The sequence below is a fragment of the Blastococcus sp. URHD0036 genome (assembly GCF_000701365.1).
Classification (GTDB): Bacteria; Actinomycetota; Actinomycetes; order Mycobacteriales; family Geodermatophilaceae; genus Trujillonella.
In genome coordinates, this window is record NZ_JNIK01000003.1 from 77,204 (window position 1) to 94,508 (window position 17,305).

The 17,305-nt window shown below is 73.9% G+C and carries 17 protein-coding genes; 11 read left to right on the top strand and 6 right to left on the bottom strand.

Annotated features, from left to right (window positions below):
• The first annotated feature begins 94 nt into the window (after nt 1-94).
• Both N555_RS25540 and N555_RS0102930 read left to right on the top strand, forming a co-directional pair.
• Nucleotides 95-2,518, top strand: a complete 2,424-nt coding sequence (locus tag N555_RS25540) for a VanW family protein (protein WP_081865942.1) — start codon at nt 95-97, stop codon at nt 2,516-2,518.
• Nucleotides 2,519-2,566: 48 nt separating this feature from the next.
• Nucleotides 2,567-3,628 carry a YihY/virulence factor BrkB family protein gene (locus N555_RS0102930; protein WP_029430004.1) on the top strand — a complete coding sequence of 354 codons (1,062 nt, stop codon included), beginning with the start codon at nt 2,567-2,569 and terminating at the stop codon, nt 3,626-3,628.
• A gap of 371 nt (nt 3,629-3,999) precedes the next feature.
• Here the strand turns inward: N555_RS0102930 and N555_RS0102935 are convergent, their stop codons facing one another.
• Nucleotides 4,000-4,230 carry a DUF3039 domain-containing protein gene (locus N555_RS0102935; protein WP_029430005.1) on the bottom strand — a complete coding sequence of 77 codons (231 nt, stop codon included), beginning with the start codon at nt 4,228-4,230 and terminating at the stop codon, nt 4,000-4,002.
• A 106-nt stretch (nt 4,231-4,336) separates the two neighbouring features.
• On the opposite strand from N555_RS0102935, the gene N555_RS0102940 reads away from it, so the two are divergent.
• From N555_RS0102940 to N555_RS0102965, 6 genes are all read left to right on the top strand, one after another.
• Entirely contained in the window at nt 4,337-5,239 is a 903-nt protein-coding gene (locus N555_RS0102940) for a pseudouridine-5'-phosphate glycosidase (protein WP_231502575.1), read from the top strand.
• An 11-nt stretch (nt 5,240-5,250) separates the two neighbouring features.
• Nucleotides 5,251-6,129 (top strand): carbohydrate kinase family protein, encoded by an 879-nt coding sequence (locus N555_RS0102945; protein WP_029430007.1) that lies wholly within the window; start codon nt 5,251-5,253, stop codon nt 6,127-6,129.
• A gap of 122 nt (nt 6,130-6,251) precedes the next feature.
• A complete protein-coding gene (locus tag N555_RS0102950; RefSeq protein WP_029430008.1) occupies nt 6,252-7,271 on the top strand; it encodes an iron-siderophore ABC transporter substrate-binding protein in 1,020 nt (339 codons plus the stop codon).
• 10 nt (nt 7,272-7,281) lie between these two features.
• Nucleotides 7,282-8,325, top strand: coding sequence for a FecCD family ABC transporter permease (locus N555_RS0102955; RefSeq protein WP_029430009.1), 1,044 nt, complete (start codon nt 7,282-7,284; stop codon nt 8,323-8,325).
• A complete protein-coding gene (locus N555_RS0102960) occupies nt 8,322-9,374 on the top strand; it encodes a FecCD family ABC transporter permease (RefSeq protein ID WP_029430010.1) in 1,053 nt (350 codons plus the stop codon). The genes N555_RS0102955 and N555_RS0102960 overlap by 4 nt, the downstream gene beginning before the upstream one ends.
• Nucleotides 9,371-10,180: an ABC transporter ATP-binding protein gene (locus tag N555_RS0102965; RefSeq protein WP_029430011.1), complete on the top strand. Its 810-nt coding sequence runs from the start codon at nt 9,371-9,373 to the stop codon at nt 10,178-10,180. Before N555_RS0102960 ends, N555_RS0102965 begins: the two co-directional genes overlap by 4 nt.
• Before the next feature lie 16 nt (nt 10,181-10,196).
• Here the strand turns inward: N555_RS0102965 and N555_RS0102970 are convergent, their stop codons facing one another.
• The 5 genes from N555_RS0102970 to N555_RS0102990 form a co-directional block, all read right to left on the bottom strand.
• Entirely contained in the window at nt 10,197-10,550 is a 354-nt protein-coding gene (locus tag N555_RS0102970; protein WP_029430012.1) for a DUF3099 domain-containing protein, read from the bottom strand.
• Between the two features lie 146 nt (nt 10,551-10,696).
• Nucleotides 10,697-11,281: an HhH-GPD-type base excision DNA repair protein gene (locus N555_RS0102975; RefSeq protein ID WP_029430013.1), complete on the bottom strand. Its 585-nt coding sequence runs from the start codon at nt 11,279-11,281 to the stop codon at nt 10,697-10,699.
• A gap of 66 nt (nt 11,282-11,347) precedes the next feature.
• Nucleotides 11,348-14,122, bottom strand: coding sequence for a cation-translocating P-type ATPase (locus tag N555_RS0102980; RefSeq protein ID WP_051683658.1), 2,775 nt, complete (start codon nt 14,120-14,122; stop codon nt 11,348-11,350).
• Nucleotides 14,123-14,314: 192 nt separating this feature from the next.
• A complete protein-coding gene (gene ppk2, locus N555_RS0102985) occupies nt 14,315-15,277 on the bottom strand; it encodes a polyphosphate kinase 2 (RefSeq protein WP_081865943.1) in 963 nt (320 codons plus the stop codon).
• A gap of 148 nt (nt 15,278-15,425) precedes the next feature.
• On the bottom strand, nt 15,426-15,782 hold the full coding sequence (locus tag N555_RS0102990; RefSeq protein ID WP_029430016.1) for a hypothetical protein: 357 nt from the start codon (nt 15,780-15,782) through the stop codon (nt 15,426-15,428).
• A gap of 252 nt (nt 15,783-16,034) precedes the next feature.
• Here N555_RS0102990 and N555_RS28170 point away from each other — a divergent pair, with 252 nt between their 5' ends.
• The 3 genes from N555_RS28170 (at nt 16,035) to N555_RS0103005 (ending at nt 17,264) form a co-directional block, all read left to right on the top strand.
• Nucleotides 16,035-16,331: an antibiotic biosynthesis monooxygenase gene (locus N555_RS28170; RefSeq protein ID WP_197028889.1), complete on the top strand. Its 297-nt coding sequence runs from the start codon at nt 16,035-16,037 to the stop codon at nt 16,329-16,331.
• A gap of 1 nt (nt 16,332) precedes the next feature.
• Nucleotides 16,333-16,593, top strand: coding sequence for a hypothetical protein (locus N555_RS0103000; RefSeq protein ID WP_029430018.1), 261 nt, complete (start codon nt 16,333-16,335; stop codon nt 16,591-16,593).
• Between the two features lie 128 nt (nt 16,594-16,721).
• Nucleotides 16,722-17,264 carry an LURP-one-related/scramblase family protein gene (locus tag N555_RS0103005; protein ID WP_029430019.1) on the top strand — a complete coding sequence of 181 codons (543 nt, stop codon included), beginning with the start codon at nt 16,722-16,724 and terminating at the stop codon, nt 17,262-17,264.
• The last annotated feature ends 41 nt before the right edge of the window (nt 17,265-17,305 follow it).

A 17,305-nucleotide genomic window follows, 5' to 3' on the forward strand; every position in this document is an offset into this window, starting at 1 on the left:
CGCCGGTGTCCCCCGTTCGCGTGACGTGGACGAGGGCCCGGCGGCTCCGTCGTTCCCGGGTAGCCCCGGTCGACGGCCACCCGAGGAACACCCCATGCCGCCGCAGCACCCCGTGACCACCGACGAGACCGCCCGGCCCGGGGACGACGTCCCCGAGGCCCCGGAACTCCCGTCGGCCGAGCCCACCTCCGACGACGTCGTGCCGGCGCCCGAGCCCGTCGCCGGCCCCCCGGTCGAGCCGGCTCCCGAGCCGCTCTCCGACGACACCCGCCCGGTCCCCCGCGACCGCGGGCCCCTCTCGGCCGACCAGGCCCCGGTCGCCGGCGACGCCCCCGCGTCGCCCGCCGGCGGAGCCCCGGCCGCGCACGACTGGGACCAGACGGCCGACATCCGCTTCGCCCCCGGGCAGGCGCCGGGCCAGCTGCCTCCGCCCCCGGCGACGGCCACCGTCCCGGTGGCGGCTGACCCGGCGCCCCCCTCTGCGCACCCGACGACCGGCACGGCCGGCCGGGACACCGCGACGCCGGCGCTGGACGAGACGGCGGCGCTCGGGCCCGTCGGGCCCGCCCCGGTGCCCGGCTCCGACGTGCCCGGTTCCGACGTGCCGGCCTCCGGCGGTCCCGGCGACGCTGGACCGGGCGACGACGGCCCCCGGGGCCCCGGCGACGACGGTCCCGGCGACGGTGGCCCCGACGATCCGTTCCCCGGCACGCCCCGCCGTCCGTGGTGGCGGCGACCCGCGGTCCTCACCCCGGTGGCCGCGGTCGTCGTGCTGGCCAGCGCCTACGGCGTGGACCTGCTCGTGGCCGGGGACGACGTCCCCCGCAACACGGTCGTCGCCGGGGTCGACGTCGGCGGGCTCTCCCCCGCCGAGGCCGCGTCGACCCTCGAGCGCGAGCTCGCGCCCCGCGTGGCCGCCGACCACACCGTGGTGGCCGCCGACGTGACCGCTCCCCTCTCGCCCGCCGCCGCCGGCATCACCCTCGACGTCGACGCGACGGTGGACGCCGCCTCCGGGCAGCCGCTGGCCCCGTGGACGCGGGTGGCCAGCTTCTTCACCGACCGCGAGGTCGAGCCGGTCATCTCCGGCGACGAGACCGCCCTGGCCGCGCAGATCGACGCGATCGCCGCCGAGGTCGACCGCTCGCCGGTGGACGCGACCGTCGCGATCGACGGCACCTCCGCCACCGTCGTCGAGCCCGCGGTGGGCCGGGAGCTGGACCGCGAGGCCGCCGCCGAGGCGGTCACCGCCGCGCTGGCCTCCGGCGGCGACCCGGAGCAGCCGATCGAGCTGCCGGTCGAGGAGGCAGCCCCCCGGGTGGACGCCGACGAGGCCCAACGGGTCCTCGACGAGGTCGTCACCCCGGGCCTCGCCGCCCCGGTCACCGTCACCAGCTCCGACGGCGGCACCACGGTCGAGATCTCGGTCGAGGCCATCGCCGCGTCGCTCGCTTTCGCCCCGCAGGACGACGGGCAGCTGGCCGTGAGCATCGACCCGGCGCTCCTCGCCGAGGCGATGGGCGACGACTTCGCCGCCTTCGGCACGCCCGCGCAGGACGCCCGCTTCGAGCTGGCCGGGGGCGCGGTGCAGGTGGTCCCGTCCGTCGACGGCACCGGCATCGACCCGGCCGCGCTCGCCACCCAGCTGGTCGACGTGCTGCCCTCGGCCGCCCCCCGTGCCATCACCGCCCAGCTGGGCCCGGTGCCCGCCGAGCTGACCACCGAGGAGGCCCAGGGACTGGGCGTCCGCGAGGAGATCAGCAGCTTCACGACCACGACGACCAGTGCCGCCAGCGGCACGAACATCCGGGTCGTCGCCGAGGAGGTCGACGGCGCCCTGGTGATGCCGGGCGAGACCTTCAGCCTCAACACCTTCACCGGCCCGCGGGGCACGGCCCAGGGCTACGTCCCCGCCAACGTCATCAGCGGCGGCCGGCTGTCCACCGCGGTCGGCGGCGGCATCAGCCAGTTCGCCACCACGATGTTCAACGCGGTCTTCTTCGCCGGGCTCGAGGACGTCTACCACAAGCCGCACAGCTTCTACATCAGCCGCTATCCGGCCGGCCGGGAGGCGACCGTCTACGAGGGTCAGATCGACCTGCAGTGGCGCAACGACTCCGACACCGCCGTCTACGTCGACACGGCCTGGGCGCCGCGCGCCGGTGGCGGTGGCTCGCTGACCGTGACCTTCTTCGGGACGAAGCGGTACGAGATCGAGGCCGTCGAGGGTGAGCGGACCAACTACCGGGAGCCCGCGGTGCTGGAGCGGCCGGACGACGGCAGCTGCATCGCCCAGTCCGGCGTCCGCGGCTTCGACGTCACCGTGACGCGGATCTTCCGCGACCTGCAGAGCGGCGCGGAGATCCGCCGGGAGACGTTCCGCACCTCCTACGCCGCCGAGGCCGTGATCACCTGCGTGCCGGCCCCCGCCGCTCCCGAAGCACCTCCGGCCACGCCCGCTCCCGGTCCGGCGACAGGCCCGGCCGGGCGCCGGCCGGCGAGGCGCCGCGCGGCCTGAGGCGTCGTCGTCCGGGCTGCTCACCGCCCCGGCGTGCACACTGGGGCGGTGAGCGCCGTGCTGCCCGGGGGCTCCCCGGCCCGCGCCGGCGACTCCCTCGACCCCCCGCCCCCGGGGGAACCGTCCGGGGGCAGCACCGCGTCAGGAACCGGGCGCACCCGCGGCCGGGGCTGGTGGCTGGCACCGGTCCGGGTGCCGGTGCAGGTGCTCGGCCGGACGGTCGCCAAGGCGTGGCAGGACCGGATCCTCGGGCTCTCCGCCGAGGCCGCCTTCTGGCAGGTGCTCTCGATCCCCCCGCTCCTGATCGCCCTGCTCGGATCGCTGGGCTACCTCGGGGACTGGATCGGCGGGGACTCCGTCACCCGCATCGAGGACCAGCTGGTCGACGCCTCGGCCAACGTGCTGACCCCCGACGTCGTGGACTCCCTGGTCCGGCCCACGCTCGCCGACATCCTCGGGTCCGGCCGGCTGGACGTGGTGAGCCTGGGCTTCCTGCTCACGCTGTGGGCGGGGTCCTCGGCGACCGCGACGTTCATGAACACGATCGTGATCGCCTACGGCCAGCGCGACGTGCGCGGTCCGATCGCCACCCGGCTGATGGCGCTGTGGCTGTTCATCGTGGGCCTGTTCCTGGCGGTGCTCACCCTGCCGCTGCTCGTGCTCGGCCCGGGCCTGCTGGTGGACCTGTTCACGCCGGACTGGCGGGACACGGCGAGGGTCCTGGTGAACGCCGTCTACGGGCCGATCGTGCTGATCGGGGCGATCGTGGGGCTCACGAGCTTCTACCACGTGATCCTGCCCCGCCGGCTGCCCTGGCGGCGGCACCTGCCCGGCACGCTCTTCGCGCTCGCGTTCTTCTTCGTGGCTGCCACGGTCCTGCGGGTCTACATCGCCGACATCCTGGTGGCGGCCCTGCCCTACGGGGCGCTCGCCACCCCGATCGCGGTGCTGCTGTTCTGCTTCTTCTTCGGCATGTCGATCCTGCTGGGCGCCGAGCTCAACGCCACGGTGCAGGCCCGCTGGCCGGCCCCGCTGCGCCGGCACGAGCGGCGCCGACAGCAGCGGCGGGCGGAGAAGCTCGAACGGGCCCGCCGCCTCGACGAGATGTAGGGGGCACCACCCGGCGGTCAGGCGGAGAGTCGTACCCCGGCGGCCCAGAACCGGTGCCCGAACGGGCCGGACGCGTCCAACGGTCCCTGAACTCGACGTTGTCCCTGGCTCGGCCGTTCGCCACGGCGAGATGGCCGGCGGAGGGCCACTGCTCGTCGACTCAGGACCGACGTCGTACCCGGGCGGCCCAGAACCGGTGCCCGAACGGGCCGGACGCGTCCAACGGTCCCTGTACTCGACGTTGTCCCTGGCTCGGCCGTTCGCCACGGCGAGATGGCCGGCGGAGGGCCACTGCTCCTGGACTCAGGACCGAGGTCGTACCCGGGCGGAGAAGCTCGAACGGGCCCGCCGCCTGGACGAGATGTAGCGGCTCAGTCCTTCTTGAGCTGCTGGTAGATCTCCTTGCAGGCCGGGCAGACCGGGCTGCCGGGCTTGGGGCTCTTCGTCACCGGGAAGACCTCGCCGCAGAGCGCTTCGACCATCGTGCCCATGACCGCGCTCTCGGCGATCTTGTTCTTGCGCACGTAGTGGAAGACCTCGTTGGCGCTGCCGGTGTCGCCCTCGCGGACGTCGGGCTTCTCGAGGACGTCGCTGCTGCTCACGTGCTGCTCCCTTGCTCGCGGACGGGGCTCGGGGACGGGGCTCGTCCGGCCCACGGACTCCGGCGTCCATGATGACAGGGTGACCGCACCACTTCCCTCCCCTCCCGTGCAGCTGTCCTCCGAGGTGGCCGAGGCGCTCGCCTCCGGCGCGCCCGTCGTCGCCCTCGAGAGCACCCTGCTGGCGCACGGTCTCCCCCGGCCGGACAACCGCGCCGCGGCCGACGAGGTGGAGGCGGCCGTACGGGCCGGCGGTGCGGTCCCGGCCACGATCGCGGTGCTGGACGGCGTCCCCCACGTCGGGCTCACCGCCGAGCAGGTCGACCGCGTCTGCGCCGATCCGGACCTGGCCAAGCTCGGCGTCCGCGACCTGCCGGTGGCCGCCGCGCTCGGGCTCTCCGGCGCGACCACCGTCTCCAGCACCGCACTGCTGGCGGAGCGGGCCGGCATCGGGCTGTTCGCCACCGGGGGCCTCGGCGGGGTGCACCGGCAGTCGATCGACACCTTCGACGAGTCCGCCGACCTCACCGCGCTGTCGCGGACGTCGATCGCGGTCGTCTGCGCCGGGGTGAAGTCGATCCTCGACGTGCCGGCCACCCTCGAGCGGCTGGAGAGCCTGTCGGTGACCGTGCTCGGCTACCGGACTCGCACCTTCCCCGGCTTCTACGTGGCCGACTCCGGGTCGCCGCTGGACTGGTCGGTCGACGGCCCGGAGCAGGCCGCCGCCGTGCTGGCCGCCCGCCGCGCGCTGGCCCCCGGCGCGGTGGTGGTGGCCAACCCGCTGCCGGTCGACGAGCAGCTCGACCCGGTGCTGCACGACCGCGTGATCGCCGAGGCGCTCGCCGCCGCGGACGCCGCGGGCGTCCGGGGCAAGAACGTCACCCCGTTCGTCCTCGACCACCTGCACCGGGCCAGCGGCGGCGCGACCCTTGACGTCAACGTGAGGTTGGTACTGCGCAACGCCGAGCTGGCCGGCCGGATCGCCGCGGCGCTGGCCGCCCTCCCGGGCTGAGCGCGGTCCCCGTGCGCCCGCCGGTCGTCGTGGTCGGCGACGCCGCCACGGACGTCGTCGCCGTCCTCTCCGGGGAGCCGGCGCCCGGCTCCGACCGCCCGGCGAGCATCCGTGTCCGGGGCGGCGGAGCGGGGGCCAACGTCGCCGTCCACCTCGGGCGACTGGGCGTCCCCGTCACCTTCGCCGGGTGCATCGGCGCCGACGCCGCCGGCTCGGCCCTGCTCGGGGAGCTCACCGCGGCGGGGGTCGACCTCGCCGTCCGGGTGATCCCGGCGGCAGCCACGGGCACGATCGTGAGCCTCGTGGAGCCCGGCGGGCAGCGCAGCATGCTCGCCGACCGCGGGGCCAACCTCGACCTCCGCCCAGAGGACGTGCCCGGGACGGCGTCCGGAGAGCACCTGCACCTGTCCGGCTACACCCTGCTCGACCCGCGCCCCCGCCGCGCCGGGCTGGCGGCGCTGGCGGCCGCCACCGCGGCCGGCGCCACCACCTCGCTCGACCCGGCCTCGACCGGCCCGCTCACCGGTTACGGGGTGGACCGCTGGCTGACCGACACCGCCGGCGTCACCCTGCTGCTCCCCAACGCCGACGAGGCCCGCCTGCTCACCGGCTGTGCGGACGTCACCGACGCGGCGCGGGCGCTCGCCGGCCGGCACCCGGCCGTGGCGGTCACCCTGGGCGCGGACGGCGCGCTGTGGTGCGCCGGGGACCTGCTGCTGCACCGGCCCGCGCGGCCGGCCGAGGTGGTCGACACCACCGGGGCCGGCGACGCCTTCACCGCCGGTCTGCTGGCGGCCTGGCTGACGGACCCGCGACCGGCTCCGGCGGACCTGCTCGACGCCGGCCTGGCCCTCGCCGCCGAGGCCGTGGCCCGGCCCGGCGCCCGCTGAGCCGAATACGGCTCAACCGTGACGGGATCGTGACCCGCGAACAACCAAGGACACCCTAAGTTTGGTGAGGCAAGCCTCACCTGGCGTTTCCCGCCGAGGCATCCCCCGACCGGAAGGACACCATGCGCCGCGCCTCGCGACTGGCCGCCCTCACCACCGCCGCCCTCCTCGTGGGAGGTCTCTCCGCCTGTGGCGACGACTCCGACGACAGCGCGAGCGGCGAGAGCTTCACCGTCGAGCACGCCTTCGGCACCACGACGATCGAGGGCACGCCCGAGCGCGTCGCCACGGTGGCGTGGGCCAACCACGAGGTGCCGCTGGCCCTCGGCGTCGTCCCGGTCGGCATGGCCGCGGCCAACTTCGGCGACGACGACGGCGACGGCCTGCTCCCCTGGGTCACCGAGCGCCTCGAGGAGCTGGGCGGCGAGACGCCGGTGCTGTTCGACGAGACCGACGGCATCGACTTCGAGGCCGTCGCCGACACCGAGCCCGACGTGATCCTCGCCGGCTATTCCGGGCTGACCGAGGAGGACTACGAGACGCTGAGCGAGATCGCCCCGACCATCGCCTTCCCCGAGGCGCCGTGGGCGACCCCGTGGCGCGAGATGATCGAGATCAACGCCGCCGGCATGGGCATGGCCGAGGAGGGCGAGCAGCTCGTCGCCGACCTCGAGGCCGAGATCGCCGACACCGTCGGCCAGTACCCGCAGCTCGCCGGCCGCTCGACGATGTTCCTGACCCACGTCGACACCACCGACCTCAGCGAGGTCAGCTACTACACGCCGTTCGACACCCGCAGCGCCTTCTTCACCGACCTCGGGCTGACCACGCCGGCGAGCGTGCAGGCGGCCTCGACCGACGAGGAGCAGTTCTCCGGCACGATCAGCGCCGAGCAGATCGACACCCTCGACGACGTCGAGATCATCGTGACCTACGGCGACCAGGAGCTCGTCGACGCGCTCACGGCCGACCCGCTGCTGTCGCGGATGCCGGCGGTGGCCAATGGCGCGATCGTGCTGCTCCCCGACACCCCGCTCGGCACGGCGGCGAACCCGACCCCGCTGGCGATCTCCTGGGTGCTCGAGGACTACGTGGGCATGCTGGCCGAGGCCGCCGACAAGGCCGGCGCGCCGGCCGCCTGATCCGCACCCCGTGACCTCGGTCCACCCCGTCCCGACCCCGGACGCCGCCACCCGGCGACGTCCGGGGTCGGTCCGGTTCCTCTGGCTGCTCGTCGTGGTGGCCCTGCTCGCCCTGCTCTGCGCCGCCTCCGTGGCGATCGGCTCCCGGGGCGTCGGCTGGTCGGACATCCTCGCCGCCCTCGGCGGGTCCTCGGACACCATCGAGGAGGCGGCGGTCACCAAGCGCATCCCGCGCACCGTGCTGGCCGTGCTGGTCGGCGGGGCGCTGGGACTGGCCGGCGCGGTGATGCAGGGCGTCACCCGCAACCCGCTGGCCGACCCCGGCGTGCTCGGCATCAACATGGGCGCCTCGCTCGCCGTGGTCGCCGGCCTCGCCTGGTTCGGGCTCTTCAGCGCGACCAGCATCATCTTCAGCGCGATCTTCGGCGCCGCGCTCGCCGCGGTCTTCGTCTACGCCGTCGGCTCGCTGGGCCGCGGCGGCCCGACACCGCTCAAGCTGGCACTGGCCGGTGCCGCCACCTCGGCGGCGCTGACGTCGTTCATCACCGCCATCGCCCTGCCCCGCGGGGACATCGCGGCCAACGTGCAGTCGTTCCAGGTGGGCGGGGTCGGCGGAGCGACCTTCGCGAACATCACGCCGGTGCTGCCCTTCCTCGCCGCCGGCCTGCTGATCAGCCTGCTCTCGGCCCGCAGCCTCAACTCCCTGGCGCTGGGCGACGAGCTCGCGGCGGGCCTCGGCGAGCGGGTCGCGCTGGCCCGCGGGCTCGCGGCGCTCGGCTCGGTGCTGCTGTGCGGCGCGGCCACCGCGGTCGCCGGCCCCATCTGGTTCGTCGGGCTGGTCGTGCCGCACCTGTGCCGGCTGCTGGTCGGCGTGGACCACCGGTGGCTGCTGCCCTTCTCCGCCCTGACCGGCGCCGGCCTGCTCGTCGCCTCCGACGTGATCGGGCGGATCGTCGCCCGCCCCAGCGAGCTCGACGTCGGCATCATCACCGCCCTCGTCGGTGCCCCGTTCTTCATCGCCGTCGTCCGCCGGCAGAAGGTGCGCGAGCTGTGACCGCCGTCGTCCCCGCCCCGGCCGCCACGGTCGACCGGGTCACCCGGGAGCGGGTGCGCCGCTCGTCCCGCCGGCGCCTGGTGATCACCGTGCTGTCCGTGCTCGTCGTCGCGGGGTTCGTCGCGTCGCTGATGATCGGCCGCACCTTCTACCCGATCGACGAGGTCGTCCGGGTGGTCCTCGGCGAGCGCGTGCCCGGTGCCACGTTCACGGTCGGGCGGCTGCGGCTGCCCCGCGCGGTCCTCGCCGTCGTCGCCGGGCTGAGCTTCGGCCTGGCCGGGGTCGCCTTCCAGACCATGCTCCGCAACCCGCTGGCCAGCCCCGACGTCATCGGCATCAGCTCCGGTGCCAGCGCGGCCGCCGTCTTCGGCATCGTCGTCCTGTCGCTGGACGGGACCGCGGTGAGCACGATCGCCGTCGCCGCGGCGCTGGGTGTGGCGATCGTGATCTACGGCCTGTCGTACCGGGGTGGGGTCGCCGGCACCCGGCTCATCCTCATCGGGATCGGCGTCGGCGCCATGCTGAACAGCGTCGTCAGCTACGTGCTGACCAAGGCCGGCCAGTGGGACTACCAGGAGGCGCTGCGCTGGCTGACCGGCAGCCTCAACGGCACCACGTGGACGGCGGTCCTCCCCGCGCTCGTCGCGTTCCTGCTCCTGGCGCCGGTCCTGCTCGGCCAGACGAGGAACCTCTCGGCGCTGCAGCTCGGCGACGACACCGCCGCCGCCCTGGGGGTCCGGGTCGAGCGCACCCGGCTGATCGCCATCGTCTGCGCCGTCGGCCTGGTCGCCTTCGCCACCGCCGCCTGCGGGCCGATCGCCTTCGTCTCGTTCCTCGCCGGCCCCATCGCCGCCCGCATCGTCGGGCCGAACGGCTCGCTGCTCGTGCCGGCCGCGCTGGTCGGCGCCCTGCTCGTGCTCGTGGCCGACCTCGTCGGGCAGTTCGCCCTCGGGACCCGCTACCCCGTGGGCGTCGTCACCGGCGTGCTCGGGGCGCCGTACCTGATCTACCTGATCATCCGCACGAACCGCGCCGGAGGCTCACTGTGACCGCTCGCCACTCGCTCACGGCGGAGGAGCTGTCGCTCGCCTACGGCGAGCGGACGGTGATCGAGGGGCTCGACCTCGCCGTGCCGGCCGGCCGGATCACCGCGATCGTCGGGGCCAACGCCTGCGGCAAGTCGACCCTGCTGCGGTCGATGTCGCGGCTGCTGGCACCGAAGGGCGGCTCCGTCCTCCTGGACGGCCGGGCGGTGCACCGCATGCCCGCCAAGGAGCTGGCCCGCACCCTCGGCCTGCTCCCCCAGTCGCCGATCGCCCCGGAGGGGATCACGGTCGCCGACCTGGTCGGCCGCGGCCGCCACCCGCACCAGGGGGTCTTCTCGCGGTGGAGCCGGGAGGACGACGCCGCCGTGGCCGCGGCCCTCGAGGCCACGCAGACGACCGAGCTCGCCGACCGCGCGGTGGACGAGCTCTCCGGTGGGCAGCGACAGCGCGTCTGGATCGCGATGGCCCTGGCCCAGCAGACCGACCTGCTGCTGCTCGACGAGCCGACCACGTTCCTCGACGTCGCCCACCAGGTCGAGGTGCTGGACCTGCTGACCGACCTCAACCGCACCCGCGGGACGACGATCGTGATGGTGCTGCACGACCTCAACCTGGCCGCGCGCTACGCCGACTCCCTGGTCGCGCTGGCCGGCGGGAAGGTGCACGCGGTCGGGACACCCGCCGAGGTGCTGACCGAGGACTGCGTGCGGGCGGTCTTCGGGCTGGACAGCCGGGTGATCGCCGATCCGACGTCGGGTGCGCCGCTGATGCTGCCGCTGGGCCGCCACCACGTGACGGCCCCCGCCTAGCGCTCGACGGCCCGGCCTAGTGCTCGATGACCCGCCCGGGCTCGATCGCGCGGCGCACCGGCTCCTCGAGGATCCGGTCCGGCGCCGGCGGCCGGTAGCGGTGCGTGTCGAGCTTCTTCTTCGGGGGCCCGTCATTGGCCATGACGACGGCGATCCAGGGGAGCACCGTGCCCAGGACGGCGAAGATGATCGCGAGCCACAGGATCTGGTAGAACGCCGCGGCCAGCACGATGCTCACCAGCCGCACCACCATGGTGAGGACGTACCGGCGTTTCCGTGCGGCGTGCTGCTCGGCCAGGCTCGGCGCGGCCTCCGTGATGAGGACCGGCTCGGCTCGCCGGGATCGTGCGGACTGCTCGCTGGAGGCCACGGGTGCCCTTCCCTGGACGGGCCGGGGGTGGTGGCGAGGAGTCGGCGAGCGGATCCGTCGGCCCCGGAGCCCCGGCTCCTGACGCCCATCGTGCCACCGGATCGCGCGCGATGCAGGTGCCTCGGCGGCCCGTTCGCGGAGCGGTGTCAGGAGCCGGCGGCGGCCTTCGCGGCCTGCTTCTTCTCCTGCTTGGTGCGGCGTACCTCGGCCAGCGACTCGGGGCCGGTGATGTCGGCGACCGACCGCCGCGAGCCCTCCTCGCCGTACTCACCCGCGGCCTCCCGCCAGCCGGGCGGGGTGATCCCGTACTGCTTGCCGAGCAGGGCGACGAAGATCTTCGCCTTCTGCGCGCCGAACCCCGGCAGCTCGGCGACCCGCTTGAGCAGGGCCTTCCCGTCGGCGGCGTCGGCCCACAGCGCCTCGGCCCGGCCGTCGTAGCGCTCGACGAGCAGCCGGCACACCGCCTGGGCGCGACCGGCCATCGATCCCGGATACCGGTGGACGGCGGGCGGCCCCTGGAACCAGGCGGCGACCTGCTCGGGGTCGGCGTCGGCCAGCTGGGCCGCCGACAGCGTCTCGACGCCCATCCGGTCGGCCAGCAGCCGGGGGCCGGCGAAGGCCCGCTCCATCGGGAACTGCTGGTCGAACAGCATGCCGAGCAGCAGCCCGAGCGGGTCGCGGCTCAGCAGCTCGTCGGCGCGCGGGTCCTGGGTCAGGGTGAGCGGAGGCACCCGGGCAGTGTGCCGCACGGACCGGCGCACCCGGCGCACAGCAGCCGCCCCGATCGGTGGCCGGCCCTAGGCGGACGCGCCGCCGGAAGCCACCCGGTGACGCGGGTGGGAGGCCGCCCGGACCGCGAGCTTGCCCAGCTCCCAGACGACCAGCAGGACGAGGGCCGGCACCAGCGCCCACCCGAACTGGCCCAGCGTGATGGGCGTCGTGTCGAGCAGCCGGTTGAAGACGTCCATCTGCGTCACCAGCACCGCGAGGACGAACTCGGCCAGCAGCGTCCAGTTCAGCTGCTTGCTGTCGAACGTCTCGGTGGTGAACACCGTCTGCGTCTCGCTCCGGCACTCCAGGGCGCCCACGACCAGGCACAACGCGAACGACGTGAACGCCACCGACCGGGCGACCTCGAGCCCGCCGAAGTGCGTCGTCCCGAGCCAGATCAGCAGGAGCAGGCCGACGGTGATCACCGTGCCGGTGAGTGCGACGGTCGCGATCAGCCGCGGGGTCAGCAGGGTCTCGCCCCGGGGGCGCGGACGGGCTTCCATCAGGCCCGGCGACTCGCGGTCGAAGCCGAGAGCCAGCCCGAAGGCGGCGTTCACGAAGAAGTGGATCCACAGCACCTGCGCCGGCGTGAACGGCTCACCGGCGGCGATGTCGAACAGGCTGGCACCCAGGAAGGTGAGCACGAAGACGACGAGCAGGACGAGCACGAAGCGGATGTACTTCGTCAGGTTGTCGAAGATCTTCCGGCCCTGCCCGACGGCGAACACGATCGTGGCGAAGGCGTCGTCGGAGAGGATCATCCGGCCGGCGTTCTTGGCCACGTCGGTGCCGCTGCCCATCGCGATCCCGATGTCGGCGGCCTTGATCGCCGGGGCGTCGTTGACGCCGTCACCGGTCATCGCGACCACGTCACCCCGCTTCTTCAGCGTGTCGACCAGCAGCACCTTGTGCTCGGGCGCGACCCGGCCGAGGACGCCGATGCGCTCGATCCGGAACAGCCGCTCGTCCTCCGGGAGCGCCGCGAAGTCCTCGCCCAGGACCGCCTCGCCCGGGATGCCCAGCTGCTCGGCGATGGCCGCGCCGGTGACCACGTCGTCGCCGGTGACCATCCGGACCCGGATGTGCGCGGCCTGGGCCCGCTGGACGGCCAGCTTGGCGTCCGGCCGGGGCGGGTCGACCATCCCGACCAGGCTGGTCATCTCCAGGTCGGTCACGTAGGCCGCGAGGTCGCCGCCGGGGTCGAAGCCGTCGGGTTCCAGATCGCGGAAGGCCGCGGCCATGACCCGCCATCCGGCCCGCCCCATGCGCTCGACGTGCGCGTCGGCCCGTTCCTGCGCCGCTCCGTCCCAGGGGACCGGTCCCGCGGGCGACAGGGCGCTGGTCGCGAGCGCCATGACCGCCGGTGCGGCGCCCTTGACGAAGCACCGCACGACCGGCCGCCCGTCCGGCCGGGTGGTGGCGTGGAACGTCGCCATCAGCTTGATGGTGGGGTCGAAGGGCAGCGTGGCGAGCCGGGGCAGCCGCTCGCGGGTGGCGTCGACGTCGAGGCCGGCCTTGTGGGCGAGCACGAGGAGGGCCCCCTCGGTGGGATCGCCCACGACCCGGCCGTCGACCAGCTCCGCGTCGTTGGCGACGACGAAGGCGAGGATCGCCGCCTCGATCGACGGGGACGACCCGACCGCGTGGTGGACGCGCCCCTCCAGCTCGTAGCCGCTCCCGGAGACCGTGTAGCGGTCGCCGACGTCCACGACCTCGACGACCGTCATCTGGTTCATCGTCAGGGTGCCGGTCTTGTCCGAGTTGATCGCCGACGTGAAGCCGAGCGTCTCGACGGAGGGCAGCTCCTTGACGATCGCGTTGCGCTTGGCCAGGTCCACCCCGCCCAGCGACAGGATCATCTGGGTCACCGTGGGCAGCGCCTCGGGGACGGCGGCGATGGCCAGCGTCACGGCGCTGACGAACAGCACGTCCCAGGCCTCGCCACGGGCGCGGCCCAGGGCGAACATCAGCAGCATCGTGAGCCCGGCCGCGCCGGCGATCCACAGGGTGAGCCGGTCCAGCTCCGCGGTGAGGGGGGTCTTCTGCTTGCCCTCGGCCGAGAGCATCGCGGAGATCTTCCCGAGCTCGGTGTCCGCGCCGGTGGCGGTGACGACCATGGTCCCGCTGCCGTGCGTCACCGGCGTGTTCATGAAGGCCATGTCGCTCTGGTCGCCTGGGCCGAGCCGGCCGCCGTCCAGGGTCCGGGTGTCCTTGCCGGCGGGCACGCTCTCCCCGGTGAGCGCCGACTCGTCGATCTGCAGGGAGCTGGCCGCGACGATCCGCCCGTCGGCCGGCACCTGGTCGCCGGCGGCCAGCAGCACCACGTCGCCGACGACGAGCCCGTCGGCCGGCACCTCGGCGGTGTCCCCGTCGCGGCGGACGCGGGCCGTGGCCACGAGCATCGACTTCAGCGCGTTCATGGCGCTCTCGGCCTTGCCCTCCTGACGCAGGCCGATGACCGCGTTCAGGACGGTGAGGACCAGCAGGACGACGGCGGTGCTCCACTCCGCGATGAGCAGGGACACCACCGCCGCCGCCACCAGGATGATCTGCATGTAGCTGCGGTACTGCTCGAGGAAACGCAGCCAGCCGGGCCGCGGCTTCTCCTCCGGGAGGGCGTTGGGGCCGTCCGCAGCCAGCCGCTGCGCGACCACGGCCCCGGGGAGGCCGGTGCCCGGGTCCACCCCGAGGGCGCGGGCCACCTCGGCGGGCGACTGCGCGTACCACGGGCGGTCGCCGGCCACGCCGGCATGGCTCGCGCCGGCGATCCGCGGGGGCACCTGTGCTCCCGTCGTGGCCATGCCGCTAGGCCTCGCTGCCCGCCGCGGACGTGGCGACGCGCTGCCCGGACTCGTCGGTCCTCTCCGACACGGCGACCACCTCCTGACGACGTCCAGCGGATCCCCACGAGGGTGGCCCGGCCCGGCTCGGACGGCCTCCCCCCACCGGGATGAGCACGGTGCCCGGCGCGCCGCCCGTCCTGCCGTGCATCGTCAGTACGGGGTCGGGATCCGCCGGATCGGGACGGTGGGCTCGCGGTAACCCCCGGGCTTCTGCCGTCGCGGGAAGCTCACCGTCGCTTCCGGCAGCGGCTCGTAGGGGATCTGGCTGAGCAGGTGGCTGATCACGTTCAGCCGCGCTCGCTTCTTGTCATCGCTGTCCACGACCCACCAGGGAGCCCACGCGGTGTCGGTCCCCTCGAACATCGCGTCACGGGCGCGCGCGTAGTCGTACCAACGGCTGTAGGACTTCAGGTCCATCGGGGACAGCTTCCAGACCTTGCGGCCGTCCTCGGCGCGGGCCTCGAGGCGGCGGGTCTGCTCGGCTGCGCTGACCTCCAGCCAGTACTTCACGAGGATGATCCCGGAGTCGACCATGGCCCGTTCCACCCCGGGGACCTGGCGGAGGAACCGCTCGGTGTCCTGGGGCGTGCAGAAGCCCATCACCCGTTCGACGCCCGCGCGGTTGTACCAACTGCGGTCGAAGATGACGACCTCGCCGGCCGCCGGGAAGTGCGAGATGTAGCGCTGCACGTACATCTGCGACTGCTCACGCTCGGTGGGCGCCGGCAGCGCCACCACGCGGAAGACCCGCGGGCTCACGCGCTCGGTGATGCGTTTGATGGTGCCGCCCTTGCCGGCGGTGTCGCGGCCCTCGAAGACCACGCAGACCTTCGCGCCACTCCTCTTGACCCACTCCTGCATCGCCACCAGTTCGGCCTGCAGCGGCTTGAGCAGCTTCTCGTACCGCCTGGTCTTCAGTCGCCTGTCACCGTCCGGCGATCCGGCCGGCACCACCGCGACGTCCGAGCCCGCGACCACGGCCGTGGGGGTGGACAGGGCCGTCGGCACGGGGTCGGCTGCGGTCGAGATGTGCTCGGCGGATCGGGGTCGGGAATCGGTCACGGTGCCGCCCTCGCCCGTGTGCGGCGTGCCCTCGTCCGCGCTCCTGCCCATGACACGCATCCCCTTCCGCGCCCCTGTCCGAGGGGAGTCGCGCAGCGCGATCGGGACTCCTCGCCCCCTGCGACCTGGAGCGCCCACCGTCGTCCGTCCGGCGCATCGCGGCATCACCCCTCGAGGAGGGTCATGGCGGCCGGAACTCCTACGGGGTGATCTCGGCGACCCGGCGTGCAGGCGGAGGCGGCGGCTGCGCGGTGTCGATCCCGTGCACCTTCGGGATGACGTACTCGGCCAGGTACCGCTCGTGGTCGCTGGACGGGTTCTGCAGGGTGCTGCCCAGGTGCGCGGCCAGCTGGTCGGGATCCACCCCGTCCCACACCAGCACCATCAGATCGCCCATCGGCGTCTGCTGGTGGAACAGGGTCTCCTTGCTCACCCCACCCCGGCGGAGGAACGCGCGGTGCGCGTCGCTGCGGGCGCCGGTCGTGATCTCGTCGGCGAATCTCTGCCAGGCGTCCACGTCCGCGAGGGGCAGGACGGCGACGGCGATCTGGGTCATCGGGGACCTCCGCGCCCAGCGGGTTCCGCCGGCGGTCGCGGCGACAGTCGGCGAGCCAGGCACGCCGGACTGTCGTCCCCGTGAGCGGCGATGACAAGACCGGACGCCCTCACGTCTGCCGAGGCCCGCTGCCCGCCGACCGTGGACCTCGGCCTCTGTTCCCGCACTCCGGACAGACCTACGTTCACGCACATCGGCACGGGGAGTCCGCCGGTCAACCGCGACGTCTGCCCGGGCAGAGGAGTCTTGCGCATGTACGCACGAGTGGTGGTCTACACACACCAGGACGACAAGGTCGAGCTCGAGGCGAAGGCCCGCGCCGGCGTCATCCCCATCGTCAGCGGCACCCCGGGGTACATCTCGTACGGGGTGATGTTCGACGACGACAGGGTGGTGTCGATCAGCCAGTGGGAGTCCGAGGAGCACGCCAGGTCGGCAGACGCCGAGCTGGCCGCCTGGGTGAAGGCCAACACCACGATGACGAGCGAGACCCGCATCACCGGGGACCTCGCGTGGCTGGAACTCGCCTCCCGCACTCCGGAGGCATGACGTGTCGACGATCCTGGTCACCCACGAGATCGACGACGTCGACCAGTGGCTGGCGTCGCCCCGGCGGGCCGACCTGCTGGGACCACTCGGCTACACGGTCCGCACGTTCGTCGACCCGACCGACGCCCATCGCGTCAGCCTGATCGTGGAGGGGCCGGGTCTGGAGGCCTTCGAGCAGTTCATGCAGACCGATGCCGCCGCGGACGCCATGCAGCACGACGGCGTACGTCCTGACACGGTGCGCGTGCTGCTCGAGCGGTGAGCCCCGCGGGCACCGACCTGCGCTCGGTGCCCGCGGTCGGTGCGGGCGGCCCCTCCCCCTCGTCGGATGAGGCCGCCCGGCCCCGCCCGCCGCAGGCTGCGGCATCGGGGGACGACGGAGGAGGCGGGATGTTGCGAGGCAGGCGGGCCGAACGGCGCGAGGAGCGGCGCGACGGCGACGGGCGGGTGCACTACCGGATGCGGCAGCGGCTGGTGTCGATCGGCGACGACTACTGGATCGAGACCGACGACGGTCAGCGGGCGTACAAGGTCGACGGCAAGGCGCTGCGGCTGCGCAAGACCCTGCGGTTCGAGGACCCGGGCGGGCGCGAGCTGGCGAGGATCCAGGAGCGGGTGGCCCGGGTGCGCGACTCGATGGAGATCGAGGACGCCGACGGCCACCGGCTGGCCATGGTGAAGAAGGCGCTGATCAGCCCGCTGCGCGACCGCTGGGCCGTCGACGTCGAGAACGGGCCGGACCTCGAGGTCCACGGCAACGTCCTGGACCACGAGTACACGTTCACCGACGGCGGCACCACGGTGGCCACGGTGTCGAAGAAGTGGTTCCGGGTCGCGGACAGCTACGGCGTGGAGATCGCGCCGGACCGGGACCCCGTGCTCGTCCTGGCCGCCACGGTCGCCGTCGACATGATGGCGCACGAGGGGAAGTAGCGGGCCGAGCAGCGCCTCACTCACCCGGCCCGGATGACGCC

What these genes read in the sequence shown, in the direction of transcription:
- ppk2 (WP_081865943.1), bottom strand. Translation starts at nt 15,277, where the DNA reads ATGGGCAGGAGCGCGGACGAGGGCACGCCGCACACGGGCGAGGGCGGC.
- N555_RS25540 (WP_081865942.1), top strand. Translation starts at nt 95, where the DNA reads ATGCCGCCGCAGCACCCCGTGACCACCGACGAGACCGCCCGGCCCGGG.
- N555_RS0102980 (WP_051683658.1), bottom strand. Translation starts at nt 14,122, where the DNA reads ATGGCCACGACGGGAGCACAGGTGCCCCCGCGGATCGCCGGCGCGAGC.
- N555_RS0102990 (WP_029430016.1), bottom strand. Translation starts at nt 15,782, where the DNA reads ATGACCCAGATCGCCGTCGCCGTCCTGCCCCTCGCGGACGTGGACGCC.
- N555_RS0103005 (WP_029430019.1), top strand. Translation starts at nt 16,722, where the DNA reads ATGTTGCGAGGCAGGCGGGCCGAACGGCGCGAGGAGCGGCGCGACGGC.
- N555_RS28170 (WP_197028889.1), top strand. Translation starts at nt 16,035, where the DNA reads ATGTACGCACGAGTGGTGGTCTACACACACCAGGACGACAAGGTCGAG.
- N555_RS0102950 (WP_029430008.1), top strand. Translation starts at nt 6,252, where the DNA reads ATGCGCCGCGCCTCGCGACTGGCCGCCCTCACCACCGCCGCCCTCCTC.